At 74.4% G+C, this 13,948-nt stretch carries 13 protein-coding genes and 1 pseudogene; 9 read left to right on the plus strand and 5 right to left on the minus strand.

All coding sequences use genetic code 11. The features are described 5' to 3' along the window. Nucleotides 1-4 precede the first annotated feature (4 nt). Both K2224_RS12030 and nudC read left to right on the plus strand, forming a co-directional pair. A complete protein-coding gene (locus tag K2224_RS12030) occupies nucleotides 5-1,405 on the plus strand; it encodes a dipeptidase (protein WP_221906559.1) in 1,401 nt (466 codons plus the stop codon). Nucleotides 1,406-1,480: 75 nt separating this feature from the next. Beyond that, complete coding sequence (gene nudC, locus K2224_RS12035) at nucleotides 1,481-2,416, plus strand: NAD(+) diphosphatase (RefSeq protein WP_221906560.1); 936 nt, start codon at nucleotides 1,481-1,483, stop codon at nucleotides 2,414-2,416. A gap of 88 nt (nucleotides 2,417-2,504) precedes the next feature. Here nudC and K2224_RS12040 read toward each other — a convergent pair whose 3' ends face one another. Beyond that, on the minus strand, nucleotides 2,505-2,750 hold the full coding sequence (locus tag K2224_RS12040; protein WP_018536228.1) for a mycoredoxin: 246 nt from the start codon (nucleotides 2,748-2,750) through the stop codon (nucleotides 2,505-2,507). 258 nt (nucleotides 2,751-3,008) lie between these two features. Here K2224_RS12040 and K2224_RS12045 point away from each other — a divergent pair, with 258 nt between their 5' ends. The 5 genes from K2224_RS12045 (at nucleotide 3,009) to K2224_RS12065 (ending at nucleotide 6,818) form a co-directional block, all read left to right on the plus strand. Further along, nucleotides 3,009-5,249, plus strand: coding sequence for an ATP-dependent DNA helicase UvrD2 (locus tag K2224_RS12045; RefSeq protein WP_221906561.1), 2,241 nt, complete (start codon nucleotides 3,009-3,011; stop codon nucleotides 5,247-5,249). A 144-nt stretch (nucleotides 5,250-5,393) separates the two neighbouring features. Then, nucleotides 5,394-5,720 (plus strand): hypothetical protein, encoded by a 327-nt coding sequence (locus K2224_RS12050; RefSeq protein WP_221906562.1) that lies wholly within the window; start codon nucleotides 5,394-5,396, stop codon nucleotides 5,718-5,720. 119 nt (nucleotides 5,721-5,839) lie between these two features. Further along, the gene (locus K2224_RS12055) at nucleotides 5,840-6,190 is read left to right on the plus strand and encodes a WhiB family transcriptional regulator (RefSeq protein WP_026246923.1); all 351 of its coding nucleotides are present in this window, start codon (nucleotides 5,840-5,842) and stop codon (nucleotides 6,188-6,190) included. Then, nucleotides 6,187-6,504, plus strand: coding sequence for a hypothetical protein (locus K2224_RS12060; protein ID WP_221906563.1), 318 nt, complete (start codon nucleotides 6,187-6,189; stop codon nucleotides 6,502-6,504). The genes K2224_RS12055 and K2224_RS12060 overlap by 4 nt, the downstream gene beginning before the upstream one ends. A 113-nt stretch (nucleotides 6,505-6,617) precedes the next feature. Beyond that, entirely contained in the window at nucleotides 6,618-6,818 is a 201-nt protein-coding gene (locus K2224_RS12065) for a hypothetical protein (protein WP_221906564.1), read from the plus strand. Nucleotides 6,819-6,821: 3 nt separating this feature from the next. Here the strand turns inward: K2224_RS12065 and K2224_RS12070 are convergent, their stop codons facing one another. Together K2224_RS12070 and K2224_RS12075 are read right to left on the minus strand one after the other, a co-directional pair. Then, nucleotides 6,822-8,276 (minus strand): AarF/ABC1/UbiB kinase family protein, encoded by a 1,455-nt coding sequence (locus tag K2224_RS12070; protein WP_221906565.1) that lies wholly within the window; start codon nucleotides 8,274-8,276, stop codon nucleotides 6,822-6,824. A 34-nt stretch (nucleotides 8,277-8,310) separates the two neighbouring features. Then, complete coding sequence (locus tag K2224_RS12075) at nucleotides 8,311-9,459, minus strand: TOMM precursor leader peptide-binding protein (RefSeq protein WP_260693445.1); 1,149 nt, start codon at nucleotides 9,457-9,459, stop codon at nucleotides 8,311-8,313. A gap of 182 nt (nucleotides 9,460-9,641) precedes the next feature. On the opposite strand from K2224_RS12075, the gene K2224_RS12080 reads away from it, so the two are divergent. Continuing rightward, nucleotides 9,642-10,253 (plus strand): M48 family metallopeptidase, encoded by a 612-nt coding sequence (locus tag K2224_RS12080; protein ID WP_221906566.1) that lies wholly within the window; start codon nucleotides 9,642-9,644, stop codon nucleotides 10,251-10,253. Between the two features lie 173 nt (nucleotides 10,254-10,426). Then, a pseudogene (locus tag K2224_RS12085) lies at nucleotides 10,427-11,560 on the plus strand (TerD family protein); the annotation flags it as partial. A 199-nt stretch (nucleotides 11,561-11,759) separates the two neighbouring features. On the opposite strand, the gene K2224_RS12090 reads toward K2224_RS12085, so the two are convergent. Next, nucleotides 11,760-12,302, minus strand: coding sequence for an NUDIX hydrolase (locus tag K2224_RS12090; RefSeq protein ID WP_221906568.1), 543 nt, complete (start codon nucleotides 12,300-12,302; stop codon nucleotides 11,760-11,762). After that, on the minus strand, nucleotides 12,299-13,804 hold the full coding sequence (locus K2224_RS12095) for a zinc-dependent metalloprotease (protein ID WP_221906569.1): 1,506 nt from the start codon (nucleotides 13,802-13,804) through the stop codon (nucleotides 12,299-12,301). The genes K2224_RS12090 and K2224_RS12095 overlap by 4 nt, the downstream gene beginning before the upstream one ends. Nucleotides 13,805-13,948 lie beyond the last annotated feature (144 nt).

Consider the following 13,948-nt stretch of genomic DNA (forward strand, 5'->3'; position numbering starts at 1 on the left):
GCGTATGAGCACCACCTCGGACAACGCCGTCCGCGCGTACATCGCCACCCACCGCGACGCCTTCCTCGCCGACCTCGTGGAGTGGCTGCGCATCCCCTCCGTCTCCGCCGACCCCGGCTGCGCCGCCGAGGTGCGCCGCAGCGCCGAGTGGCTGGCCGGCAAGCTCGCGGAGACCGGCTTCCCGGTGACCGAGGTGTGGGAGACCGAGGGCCTGCCCGCGGTCTTCGCCGAGTGGCCGGCCGACGACCCGTCCGCCCCGACGGTGCTGGTCTACGGCCACCACGACGTCCAGCCCGCCGCCCGCGAGGACGGCTGGCACACCGACCCGTTCGAGCCGGTGACCGCCGACGGCCGCCTCTACGCCCGCGGCGCCGCGGACGACAAGGGCCAGGTGTTCTTCCACACCCTGGGCGTCCGCGCCCACCTGGCGGCGACCGGCCGCACCGCCCCCGCCGTCAACCTCAAGCTGCTCGTCGAGGGCGAGGAGGAGTCCGGCTCGCCGAACTTCCCGGCCCTGATCGCCCGCCACGCCGACCGCCTGGCCTGCGACGCGGTGATCGTCTCCGACACCGGGATGTGGTCCGAGGACACCCCCACGGTCTGCACCGGCATGCGCGGCCTGACGGACTGTCAGATCGATCTGCACGGCCCCGACCAGGACATCCACTCCGGCTCGTTCGGCGGCGCGGTGCCCAACCCGGCCACCGAGGCCGCCCGCCTCGCCGCCGCGCTCCACGACGACGACCGCCGGGTCGCCGTCCCCGGCTTCTACGACGGCGTGATCGAACTCACCGAGCGGGAGCGCGAACTCCTCGCCGAGCTGCCCTTCGACGAGCAGCGCTGGCTGCGCACCGCCCACTCGCACGCCCCCCTCGGCGAGGCCGGCGCCACGACCCTGGAGCGCATCTGGGCCCGCCCCACCGCTGAGGTCAACGGCATCGGCGGCGGCTATCAGGGCCCCGGCGGCAAGACCATCGTCCCGGCCTCCGCCCAGCTGAAGCTCTCCTTCCGGCTGGTTGCCGGCCAGGACGCCGAGGCGGTCCAGCAGGCCGTCCGCACCTGGGTCGCGGACCGGCTCCCGGCCGGCATCCGCCACGAGATCACCTTCTGGGGCGCCACCCGCCCCTGCCTGACCCCGCTCGACCACCCGGCGCTCCAGTCCGTCGTCCGCGCCATGGGCCGGGCCTTCGGCACCGAGATCCGCTTCACCCGCGAGGGCGGTTCGGGCCCGGCCGCCGACCTCCAGGACGTCCTCGGCGTCCCGGTCCTCTTCCTGGGCATCTCGGTGCCCTCCGACGGCTGGCACGCGCCGAACGAGAAGGTCGAACTCGACCTGCTGATGAAGGGCGTCGAGACCGCCGCGCACCTCTGGGGCGACCTGGCGGACACCTGGCGCCCGTCCTGACCCGCGCGCACCGCCGTACCGCTCCGCGCTCGCACGCAGCAATCACCCACGCCACAGGGGGAGTTGGAAACAGCAGTGACCACCTGGACCGACCACACGGCCGACCGGCCGATCACCTTCAGCGCGCCGAGCGGAATCGACCGCTCCGCCCATCACCGTCTCGACGAGGCATGGCTGGCGGCGGCCTGGAGCCACCCGACGACGCGCGTCTTCGTCGTGTCCGGGGGCCAGGCGCTGATCGACGACACCCCCGACGGCCGCACCGAGCTGATCATGACGCCGTCCTTCGAGGCGCCGCTGACCGAGGCCCACCGGTACTACCTCGGCACCGACGACGACGGCGTCAGCTACTTCGCCCTCCAGAAGGACTCGCTGCCCGGCCGGATGGACCAGTCCGCCCGTGCCGCCGGCCTGCGCGAGGCCGGCCTGCTGCTCTCCCCCCGGGACGCCGGCCTGCTCGTCCACGCCGTGGCGCTGGAGAACTGGCAGCGGATGCACCGCTTCTGCTCCCGCTGCGGCGAGCGGACGGTCATCGCCGCGGCCGGCCACATCCGCCGCTGCCCGGCCTGCGGCGCCGAGCACTACCCGCGCACCGACCCGGCTGTGATCATGCTCGTCACCGACGACCAGGACCGCGCCCTCCTCGGCCGTCAGGTGCACTGGCCCGAGGGGCGCTTCTCGACCCTCGCCGGCTTCGTCGAGCCGGGCGAGTCCATCGAGCAGTCGGTCGCCCGCGAGGTCTTCGAGGAGGCCGGGGTCGTCGTCGGGGACGTCGAGTACGTCGCCAGCCAGCCCTGGCCCTTCCCGTCCAGCCTGATGTTGGGATTCATGGCCCGCGCCACCTCCTCCGAGATCCGGGTGGACGGCGAGGAGATCGAGGAGGCCCGGTGGTTCTCCCGGGACGACCTCGAGGCCGCCTTCGCCTCCGGTGAGGTCCTCCCGCCCTACGGCATCTCCATCGCCGCCCGCCTCATCGAGAGGTGGTACGGCAAGCCGCTGCCCAGGCCGTGACCCCTGGGGCCCCAGGACAGGACGGGGCCGTCGGCCGGCTCCCTCACGGACCGGCCGACGGCCCGGCTCTGCGCGGTGCGCCCGGCCCTCAGGCCGCGGCGACCTTCTCCTTGACCTGAGCCAGGGACGGGTTGGTCAGCGTCGTGCCGTCGGCGAAGAGCACGGTCGGCACCGTCTGGTTGCCGCCGTTGGCCTTCTCCACGAACGCCGCGGACTCCGGGTCCTGCTCGATGTTGATCTCGGTGTAGGCGATGCCCTCGCGGTCCATCTGGCTCTTCAGCCGACGGCAGTAACCGCACCAGGTCGTGCTGTACATCGTCACAGTGCCCGCCATGCGTCCCAGGCTCCTTCGCTCGGTCTCGATCGTGATCATGTGCCACGCGCGTCGCTCCGACGCCGTGGCACCAACCACCTCAACGTCCACCCGGCCCGGACCATTCCCGGCCGCCTGACGACGCCCCGCAGCACCGCACCCGCCCCGCCGTCCCCGGCCGTCCCCGCCGTCCCCAGCCGGGGCACACCGGTACGACCGGTCCCCGGGCGGTGTGGACGGCTTTCCCGCCCGCCCCGGCGGACCTGGCAGCATGGCGGGGTGACAGCAGCAACGGACGCCACCCTCTTCCCACAGGTCCCGGCGACGGCCGACGCGGTGCTCGACGGGCTCGACCCCGAGCAGCGCGAGGTCGCCACGGCCCTGCACGGACCGGTGTGCGTCCTGGCCGGCGCCGGCACCGGCAAGACCCGCGCCATCACCCACCGCATCGCCTACGGCGTCCGGGCCGGCATCCTCCAGCCCGCCAGTGTGCTCGCGGTCACCTTCACCGCCCGCGCGGCCGGCGAGATGCGCGGCCGGCTCCGCCAGCTCGGCGCGGCCGGCGTGCAGGCCCGTACCTTCCACTCCGCCGCCCTGCGCCAGCTGCAGTTCTTCTGGCCCCGGGCGGTCGGCGGCGAGCTGCCGCGGCTGCTGGACCGCAAGGGCCCGCTGGTCGCCGAGGCCGCCGCCCGCTGCCGCCTCCGCCTCGACCGCAACGAGCTGCGCGACGTCACCGGCGAGATCGAGTGGTCCAAGGTCACCCAGACGGTGCCGGCCGACTACCCGGCCGCGCTGGTCAAGGCCGGCCGCGAGGCCCCCCGCGACCCCGCCGAGATCGGCCAGATATACGCCACCTACGAGCAGCTCAAACGGGACCGCGGCACCATCGACTTCGAGGACGTGCTGCTGCTCACGGTCGGCGTGCTCCAGGACCGGCACGACATCGCCGAGCAGGTCCGCGCCCAGTACCAGCACTTCGTCGTCGACGAGTACCAGGACGTCAGCCCGCTCCAGCAGCGGCTGCTGGAGCTGTGGATGGGCGACCGCGACAACCTCTGCGTGGTCGGCGACGCCAGCCAGACGATCTACAGCTTCACCGGCGCCACCCCCGACCACCTCCTCGACTTCCGCATCCGCCACCCGCGGGCCACGGTCGTCAAGCTCGTCCGCGACTACCGCTCCACCCCCCAGGTCGTCCACCTCGCCAACGGCCTGCTCGCCGGCGCCCGGGGCCGTGCCGCCGAGCACCGCCTGGAGCTGGTCTCGCAGCGCGAGCCCGACGCCGAGCCGGTGTTCACCGAGTACGCCGACGAGCCCGCCGAGGCCGAGGGCACCGCCCGCCGGATCCGCGATCTGATCGCCGCCGGCGTCCCGGCCGGCGAGATCGCGGTCCTCTTCCGCATCAACGCCCAGTCCGAGGTCTACGAGCAGGCTCTCGCCGACGCCGGAGTGCCCTACCAGCTGCGCGGCGCCGAGCGGTTCTTCGAGCGCCCCGAGGTGCGCGAGGCCGGCGTCAAACTGCGCGGCGCGGCCCGCTTCGGCGGCAACGACACCCTGCTCGCCGGCGCGGCCGGCCTGCCCTCCGAGGTCCGCGCGGTGCTCAGCGACATGGGCTGGACCGACCGGCCGCCGGCCGGCTCCGGCGCGGTGCGCGACCGCTGGGAGTCGCTGGCCGCCCTGGTACGGCTCGCCGAGGACTTCGCCCGGGCCCGGCCGGCGGCCACCCTCGCCGACCTCGTCGCCGAGCTCGACGAGCGGGCCGCGGCCCAGCACGCCCCGACCGTCGAGGGCGTCACCCTCGCCTCGCTGCACGCCGCCAAGGGCCTGGAGTGGGACGCGGTGTTCCTGGTCGGCCTCACCGAGGGCATGCTGCCGATCCACCACGCCCGCACCGACGAGCAGATCGAGGAGGAGCGCCGGCTGCTCTACGTCGGCATCACCCGCGCCCGGCGGCATCTGGCGCTGTCCTGGTCGCTGGCCCGCTCGCCCGGCGGCCGGCCCTCGCGCGGCGCCAGCCGCTTCCTCGGCGGCCTCCGGCCCGGCTCCCGCGGGGCAGGCCACCGCCGCGGCACGGGCGCGACCGGCGGTGTCGAGCGCGGCAGCGGCTCCGCGGCCCCCGGCCGGCCCCGCCGGACGCACCGCAGCCCGGCCCGCTGCCGGGTCTGCCGGCGCACGCTGACCGACCCCGGCGAGATGAAGCTGATGCGCTGCGAGCACTGCCCCTCGGAGCTCGACGAGGCGCTCTACGAACGGCTCCGGGACTGGCGCGCCGGCCAGGCCGCCCGCAGCCGCCAGCCCGCCTACTGCGTCTTCACCGACAAGACCCTGATGGCGATCGCCGAGGCGGTCCCGACGGCCGCCGAGGACCTCGCCGTCATCCCCGGCGTGGGCCGCCGCAAGCTCGACCGCTTCGGTGCCGACGTACTGGCGATCTGCGCCGGTGAGGAGCCGGAAGGGGAGCCCGGAGGGGGCGCCGCGGGGGGCGCGGAGGGCGCCGCGGAAAACTCGTCGGAAAAATAGTTTGCGCCCGCGGAGCGCATCCCCATAGCCTTCGGAAGCAGCGGAGACAACGGAACTTCCGAGATCCGATGGATCCGTGCTGTACTTGAACATCCCGGACCGGGTATTCCCGGTCCCCCGAGACGCCGAGAGGAGGCGAGCCCAGTGATCAGCTTCATCGAGACCAACAAAATGACCGATCTCTCGGTCGTCGCCCCCTGCGCTCTCGGCATCTCGCTCCTTGGCACCGGTCTGTCCGGCTCCGGCCGCCTGTCCGGTACCAAGGTCGCGCGTCCCGACGCCCTCGCCGTCCCGACGGCGGGCGAGCGCATCGCGCGACCGACCGAGGCACCCGCGGCAGCGGTAGCGACGGCGGCGAACGCCCTTGCCTTCGCGACGGCGGCCAATGGTGCCGAATCCCGGAAGCAGTACCAGTCCCAGCACGCCATGTGGGCCTACCGCGGCCCAGAATCCTGGAGAGATCCAGCCTGATCGGCGATCAGGTCGGCACCTTCCAGGGCCGCGGAACCCACACCGGGATCCGCGGTCCTTTTGTTTTGCCCAACGCGCCCGCCACCAGCCGGGCCGTAACAGACGAGGAACACACCACCGTGCAACTCCAGACGCACACCCCGTCCGCCACCGACCTGATCCCTCCGCCCGACCTCCAGGAGAACCCCTTGTTGCCCCTCACCGAGCTCGACGACGAGATCGACCGCCTCGGCACCGCCGTACCCTGCCGCACCTACGACCCCGAGGTCTTCTTCGCCGAGTCCCCGGCCGACGTCGAGTACGCCAAGACGCTGTGCCAGACCTGCCCGGTGCGCGAGTCCTGCCTGGCCGGCGCCAAGGAGCGCCGCGAGCCCTGGGGCGTCTGGGGCGGCGAGCTCTTCGTCCAGGGTGTCGTCGTGCCCCGGAAGCGTCCGCGGGGCCGTCCGCGCAAGAACCCGGTCGTGGCATGAACACCGCGCGCACAGGAACGATCGATCGTCCCCTCACCCGGGACCCCCGGAAGCAGGACCCCACGATGAACCCGACTTTCACCGAGACCACCGCACCCGCGAACCCCGGCGCCCTCGAATCGCGCCAGAACAGGAACCTCGCCATGCAACTCATGCCAGAAGCCCTGGCCCGAGCCCATGTGGAACAACGCCTGCAGGAGGCCGAGTCCGAACGCAGGGGACATCGGCTCGCCGCCGCGCGGCGGATGCAGCGGCGCGCCGAGCGCGCGTCGCTGCGTGCCCGCCGGGCGCTGGCCATGGCCGTGATGCAGTGACCGGGCACACCCGCACCGCACACTGAGACGCCGTCAGCACGGGGCCCGTCCGACCGGACGGGCCCCGTGCTGCGTTGCGTCCCGATTCGCGGCGGCTGCGGGGATATCGTCGGATGGTGGACCAGAAGACGCATCAACAGGCGGAGTTGGCCTCCGACGCCACGGTCTGCGCGCGCTGCGGCGCAGTGGCCGAGGACACCCCACCGACCTGGACCTGCTCGGTCGAGAACGGCGAGCGCCGGTACTTCTGCGACCGCTGCGCCCGGGACAACATCCGTGCCATCGAGGGCCGGCTGGACTCCAGCTGGTGGTGAGGATCAGGCCGGACTTCCCGTCGCACTTCCGGCGGAACTCTCCGTGCCCGGCTCCTCCCCGCCCGGCTCTGCCATGCCCGCGGCCTCCGGGGCCGGGTCCTCCTCGGTGTCCTCCTCCGCGCCGGGCAGGAATCCCGGCATCCACGCCTCCAGCTCGTCGCGCAGCCGGACCGTGGCCCCCAGCTGGCACAGCACCCCGATGGTGCTCAAGGTCACACGGTGGATCAGGAGGTAGGCGGGCGGCAGGTTGAGCTGCTTGCCCAACTGGTGTGCGGGGGAGCGCGGATCGCCGATCCGGGCCGCCTGCCGGCGCATCCAGCCCCGGGAGAAGGTGAACGCGTCCACCTGCGCGGGCTCGATGATCGGCAGCAGATACTCCAGCACCGCCTCCGGATCCAGCTCGATGGACTCCTTGACGAAGCCCTCCTCGCACAGCATGCGGTAGACCGCCTCCGCCTCGCCGTCCAGGGTCATCCGCAGCGAGGTGCCGATCGTCGGCGGCAGCCCGTCCGGCAGCCGGTCGACCGTGCCGAAGTCCAGCACGCCCAGTCGCCACCCGGACACCGGGCCGTCCGGCTCCGCCCCGGGCAGCAGCCGGAAGTTGCCCGGATGCGGGTCGGCGTGCAGCAGGCCGGTGCGCGCCGGACCGGAGAAGAGGAAGTGCGCCAGCAACTGCCCGGCGCGGTCGCGCTGCTCCTCGGTGCCGTCGGCGATCACCTCGGACAGCGGCACCCCGTCCAGCCACTCCGTCACCAGCACCTGGTCGCTCTGGTGCACCACGGCCGGCACCACCACTTCCGGATCGCCGGCGAACTCCGCGGCGTGCGCCCGCTGGGCCTCGGCCTCCAGGGCGTAGTCCAGCTCCTCCGAGACCCGGTCGCGCAGCTCGGTGATCAGCGGCTTGACGTCCATGCCCGGGATCAGCGGGCCGAGCAGCCGCGCGAACCGGCTGAGCTGCGCCAGATCCGACAGCAGCGCCGGCCCCGCGCCCGGATACTGCACCTTGACGGCCACCTCCCGGCCGTCGTGCCACACCGCCCGGTGCACCTGCCCGATCGACGCCGCCGCGGCCGGCTTGTCCTCGAACTCCTCGAACAGCTCCCGCCAGTCCGCCCCGAGCCGCTCGGCCAGCACGGTGTGCACCGTGCTCGTCGGCAGTGGCGGCGCGGCCTCCTGAAGCTTCGTCAGCGCAGCCCGGTACGGACCGGCGATCTCCTCGGGCAGCGCCGACTCGAAGACGGACAGTGCCTGGCCGAACTTCATGGCACCGCCCTTCAGCTCGCCGAGCACCTTGAAGAGCTGTTCCGCGGTGCGCTGTTGGAGCTCCCGGCCGACGATCTCGGCGGATCTGCCGCCGAGCCGTTTGCCCAGCCCCCAGGTGGCACGGCCGGCGAACCCCAGTGGCAGCGCGGCCAGCTTGGCGGTCCGGGTGACCGCCTTGCGGGGAAGATCAGACATGCGCCCCTCCAACTCACACCGTCCCCTACCGGGGTTACCCCGACATTGTTGCGTGTCGCGGCCGCGGAACCGAGGCGTCCGCCGCGCCCCGTACGGCGGCGGCACCGCAGCCGCACTCCGGATGCGGGGCGATCCGCACCGTCCGGACGCTCGCGCACGGCAGCGGGAGCTCCATCCGGGCCCCCGTGCACGGCGGCGGCTCGCCGTCGAGGAACGCCAGCGCCTGGACGGCCGCGAGCCCGGCGACCGTCGTCGCCAGCGCGGCGTCACAGGCCGGCACCGCCGGCGAACCGCGGCCCGAGCGCCACTGCGCGAGCAGCCGCGGCCAGGCCGGCTCCGCGTCCGTGCGCCGGAGTTCGTCGCAGCCGGCGCAGGCCGAGACGCCGGGCACCACCAGCGGGCCCACCACTCCGGTGCCCTCCAGCACACCCGCGTAGAGATGCGGGATGCCGGCGGTGAGGAGCGGTTCGGCGAGCACGGGATCGGGTGCGTAGGCGCCGAGGCCGTCGCGCGGGGTGAGCACCAGGAGGGAGATACCGGGCTCGCCGGACTCGGTGACGGGGCCGCCGGGGCGGGACCGGCGGCTCCACGGGGAGGACTCCCGGACCAGCCGCCGCGCGGCCTCGTCCCGCCGCTCGCCGATCTGACCGGCCATCGGGCCGCCCGGGACGACATCCCACGGCGCGACGGTGCCGCCGTCCACCACGTCCACCCGGCCGACGCCCGAGGCCGCCAGCAGCGCCGCGATCTGGGCACCCACCCGCCCCGCGCCCTTCACCTTGACCCGGACCGACCGGCGCACCCCTATCTGCGCGAGCGGCCCGGCGGCCGCCCCGGGCTGCCGCACCGACAACGCGGCCAGATCCGCCCGCAGCCGCTCGACGGCCCGGTCGTCCGCCGCCGCGGCGCCGCCCGCCGGCCCGCTCGCCACCGGCGCCTCCAACAACCCCGCCGCGCCGAGCCGCTCCACCACCCCGCGCGCCCGCTCCGGCGCGACGTCCAGTGCCGCGGCCTCGTCGAGCAGTTGCGGCAGCGAGCGGGTGCCGTCGAGCAACTCGATGAAACAGCCGGTCGCCACGTCGACCGGACCGACCACCCGGGCATGGGCCGGTGCCACGCCGAACCGCACCGTCTCCCGATCCCGCCAGCCGCGCCGCAGCGCGGGCTTGAGCATCGGATGCATGTCCATCCGCCCCCGTTCGTTCTCGTCCGGCCCCCAGCATGCGCCCGAACCGCGCCGGACACGGAAGTTATCCACAGGCCCCGGGCATTCGTCGCACAAACCCGTGCACGCCGGGGGCGTTCAGGTGGCGAACCGTCCGCGGGTCGGGACTTCGCACAGCGCCAGCGGGTAACGTCGGGCGCGTGCCCGCCGACCCTTCCCCGCGCGGATCCGGGGAGACGCCCCTGCGCCGCGCCGCCGACCGCCCGCGCCGGGCCGACCCGAGCCCGCCGGCCCGCCCGGTCGAGGTGCGTCGCAGCACCCGGCGGCGCCGGACGGTCTCCGCGTACCGGGAGGGCGACCGCACGATCGTCCTGATCCCGGCCCGGATGTCGCAGGCCGAGGAGCAGCGCTGGGTCTCGGTGATGCTGGACAAGCTCGCCGCCCAGGAGAGCAAGCGGATGCTGGGCGACGGCGAACTCTCCGAGCGCGCCGAACGGCTCTCCGCGCAGTACCTCGACGGGCGGGCCCGTCCGGCGACGGTCCGCTGGGTCACCAACCAGAACACCCGCTGGGGCTCGTGCACCCCCGCCGAGGGCAGCATCCGCCTCTCGCACCGCCTCCAGGGCATGCCCGAGTACGTCATCGACTACGTCCTGCTGCACGAGTTGGCGCACCTCCTCGTACCGGGCCACGGGCCGGAGTTCTGGCGGCTGCTGGCGCCCTACCCGCGCACCGAACGGGCCCGCGGCTATCTCGAAGGCGTGGTGGCCGCCGACCGCCTGCCCCATCTACCGGCCGCCCGCCGTCGCTAGGGAGCTTCTACCGGATCTCCGCGGCGTCCCGGGGCCCGGCAGCCGGGAGTCCGACGACAGGGGCCGGCCGCAGCCGGCCGTTCCCCGGTGCGCCCCGGGGCCGCGGGCCGCCGGCGTCAGCGGTTAGCCTGGCGCGGGTACGGACCGGACGCGAGTGGGGGAGGGCGCAGCCCATGGCCAGGGAATTCCAGCGCGGCCACAAGGCCAGGCTTGCCGATCTGACGGCGGAACGGGACCTCTACGTCGGGGTGCGGATCGCCGGCCCCGGTTTGAGCTTCGACATCAGCTGTTTCGGCCTGGACGGCGACGAGCGGCTCTCCGACGACCGCTACTTCGTCTTCTACAACCAGCCCGTGACGCCCGAGGAGGCGGTCCGGCAGCTGGGCCCGCAGGACGGCGACACCGACTCCTTCCGCGTCGCCCTCGACCGCGTTCCGCCGCACATCAGGAAGCTCACCTTCACCGCGGCCCTCGACGGCGCGGGCCAGATGGCGCAGATCGGCCCCGGTTGCCTGCGCGTCGTGGCCGGTGGCCAGGAGGTGGCCCGGTATCCCTTCACCGGCGGGGAGTTCAGCACCGAGCGGGCCGTCATGCTCGGTGACCTCTACCTCAAGGACGTCTGGCGGTTCGCCGCGGTCGGCCAGGGCTTCGACGGCGGACTGGAGGCACTGCTGACGAACTTCGGCGGCGAGGTCCTGGAGGAGGGCGACGAGCCCGCCGGGCCGCCGACGCCGCCCGCCACCGCGCCGCCCGCCACCGCGCAGGGCGTCTCCGACTTCCCGCTGCCGCCGCCGGCACCGGCGCCCGCCGCGCCGCCCGTTTCCGCCGTGCCCGCCGCCCCGGCCCCGCCCGTGCCCACCGCCCCGGACCCGCGCGCCCCCGCGCCGGCGCACCCGCAGCAGAACCCGCCGCCGCTGCCGCAGCCTGCCGCTGCCGCCGAGCAGATCCACAGCGCGCCCACGCTCGTGGCGCCGCTGGTCCCGCCCGGTGGTCCGGTGCCGCCGGGCGTACCGGGTCCGCCGCCCCCGCCGCCCCCGGCACCGGGCATGCAGGGACCGCCGCCTCCGCCCCCGCCGCTCCCGTACGGCCACCAGCAGCCGCCGGCCCCCTACGGCCAGCAGCCGCCCCCGCCGCCGCGGTACGGCCAGCAGCCTCCGCCGCCCCCGTACGGTCAGCAGTCGGCTCCGCCCCCGTATGGCCAGCAGCCCCCGCCGCTGCCCGGTGGACACGCCGCGCCCCAGGGGCCTCCCGTGCCGCTCCCGCCGCCCGCTCCGTACGGGCAGCCGGGGCAACAGCAGCCGGGCGCCCCGTATCCGGGGCAGGGCGTGCCCCTCCCCGAGGACGGCGGCACGGGACCGTGGCACCGCCCCGAGGAACCGGGCGCCCACGGCGCGCCCCCGCAGGACGACTCCCGCCGGGGCCGCTGACCGACAGCCCCGCACCCGCCCGCACAAGCAGCCGGCGCCCGCCCCAACACGAGGGGCGGGCGCCGTTTGTGACGAAGTGTCAGGAGTGGGCGGCCAGCAGCGCCCGGGTGTCCGCCACCAGGCGCACCACCGAGTCGTCGGCGACCGCGGGCACCTCGTCGTAGCGGAACCACCGCAGGTCCAGCGACTCGTCGCTGATCGCCGCCACCGCGTCCGCGGGCGCCAGCGCGGCGTACTGCACGTCGAGATGCTCCGCGCAGGGTGTCAGGTGCCGGTCCAGCCGCACCGGTGCGTCGCCCAGCAGCGTCAGTCCGTGCGCGATCCCGGACTCCTCACGTGCCTCGCGCAGCGCCGCGTCGGCCAGCGAGGAGTCCTCGGGCTCGCAGTGCCCGCCCATCTGGAGCCACATCTCCAGCTTGCGGTGCAGGGTGAGCAGCACCCGTCCGCCGGCCGGGTCGATCACCAGCGCACTGGCCGTGAGGTGCCCGTCCTTGCACGGCTTCCACATGCCGTCCCGATGGGCCGCGAGATGGTCCAGATAGGCCAGCCGCAACTGCTCCTGGCCGGCCGAGGGCGCGGGCCACTCCTTGAGCACCCGCGCCGCGTCCGCATGCAGGCTCACCGGGTGCCGTCGCCCTTGCCCTCGTCGCCCCTGCCCTCGTCCTCGGGGCCGCGCGGGCCGCCGTCGGCAGGGTCGGAGCCCCCGGCGCCGGCGTCACCGCCGCGCTTGGTGAGGTCCGGGCCGCCGCCGCTCGCCGCCTCGCCCAGCATCTTGTCGAGCTCGGAGAAGTCCGCGTGCTCGCGGTGGACGAAGCCGTCCGGGTCGTCCAGATCCCCCGCCGTCGGCAGCATGTCCGGGTGCTCCCACAGGCCGTCGCGGCCGTCCAGGCCCCGCGCGTCCGTCAGGGAGGCCCACAGCCGCGAGGCGTCCCGCAGGCGGCGCGGGCGCAGCTGGAGCCCGATCAGTGTGGAGAACGTCTGCTCGGCCGGACCGCCGGTGGCCCGGCGCCGCCGCAGCGTCTCGCGGAGCTTGTCCGCGGACGGCAGGTGCGGCTTGGCGGCGGCGTGCACCACCGCGTCCACCCAGCCTTCGACGAGCGCCAGCGCGGTCTCCAGGCGGGCCAGCGCGGCCTTCTGCTCCGGGGTGTCCTCGGGCTGGAACATGCCTCCCTGGAGGGCGTTCTGCAGCTCCTCGGGGTGCTGCGGGTCGATCTGGCCGACCATGTCCTCCAGCTTGGTCGTGTCGACCTTGATGCCGCGCGCATAGCCCTCGACGGCACCGAACAGATGCGAGCGCAGCCACGGCACATGGGCGAAGAGCCGCTGGTGGGCGGCCTCGCGCAGGGCCAGATAGAGCCGCACCTCCTCCTCCGGGACGCCCAGTCCGGCGCCGAACGCCGTGACGTTCGCCGGCAGCAGCGCGGCCTTGCCGGCCGGGCCCAGCGGCAGCCCGACGTCGGTGGAACCGACGACCTCGGAGGCCAGCACGCCCAGCGCCTGCCCGATCTGGGCGCCGAACATCGCGCCGCCCATGGAGCGCATCATCCCGAGCAGCGGGCCGGCCATGGCCTGCATCTCCTCGGGCAGCACCTCGCCCATCGCCGACCCGACCCGCTCGGCGAGCGGATCGACCAGGTCCTTCCACACTGGCAGGGTCTCCTCGACCCACTCGGCGCGGCTCCAGGCCACCACCGAGCCGGCGCCCGACGGGAGCGACGTCACCCCGTCCAGCCACAGGTCCGCCAGGCGCACGGCCTCCTGGACCGCCGTCCGCTCACCGGTGGAGACGCTGGCGTCCTTGCTGCCGTCCTCGGCGCCCTGCGCGACGGTCTGCCGCGCGATGTCCTTGGCCATCTCCCAGTTCACCGGGCCGCCCTCGTAGGAGAGCATCTGGCCGAGCCGCTGGAAGGCGGCGCCGAGGTCGCCGGGGTTCATCTGGCCGCCGGGTCCCCCCATGCCGCCGAAGAGCGCGGCGAACGGATTGTCCGCGGCGCCGCTCCCGCCGCCGAACCCGAAGGGGTTCGCGGGGCCCTGGCTACCTCCCTGGCCGCCCTTCTGCTTGCCGTTGTCGCCGTCCTCCGGCTCCTCCGGCGGAAGGCCGAATCCGAATGGGGTGTCACTCACGGGTTTCCTCGGCTCGTAGGGCCGCCGGCCCTACGCCGACGGCGGCTGCCCGACATCACCTCCAGCGTAGACACTCGCCCCGCCTCGGGGCTCGGTGCTTCGCTGTCCCGGTGGCTGCGGCAGGATGGATGCCACCTGGTGCGG

The organism is Streptomyces sp. BHT-5-2 (assembly GCF_019774615.1).
Lineage (GTDB): Bacteria > Actinomycetota > Actinomycetes > Streptomycetales > Streptomycetaceae > Streptomyces.

What these genes read in the sequence shown, in the direction of transcription:
- K2224_RS12030 (WP_221906559.1), top strand. Translation starts at nt 5, where the DNA reads ATGAGCACCACCTCGGACAACGCCGTCCGCGCGTACATCGCCACCCAC.
- K2224_RS12040 (WP_018536228.1), bottom strand. Translation starts at nt 2,750, where the DNA reads ATGGCGGGCACTGTGACGATGTACAGCACGACCTGGTGCGGTTACTGC.
- K2224_RS12060 (WP_221906563.1), top strand. Translation starts at nt 6,187, where the DNA reads ATGAACACCGCGCGCACAGGAACGATCGATCGTCCCCTCACCCGGGAC.
- K2224_RS12065 (WP_221906564.1), top strand. Translation starts at nt 6,618, where the DNA reads ATGGTGGACCAGAAGACGCATCAACAGGCGGAGTTGGCCTCCGACGCC.
- K2224_RS12070 (WP_221906565.1), bottom strand. Translation starts at nt 8,276, where the DNA reads ATGTCTGATCTTCCCCGCAAGGCGGTCACCCGGACCGCCAAGCTGGCC.
- K2224_RS12075 (WP_260693445.1), bottom strand. Translation starts at nt 9,459, where the DNA reads ATGCATCCGATGCTCAAGCCCGCGCTGCGGCGCGGCTGGCGGGATCGG.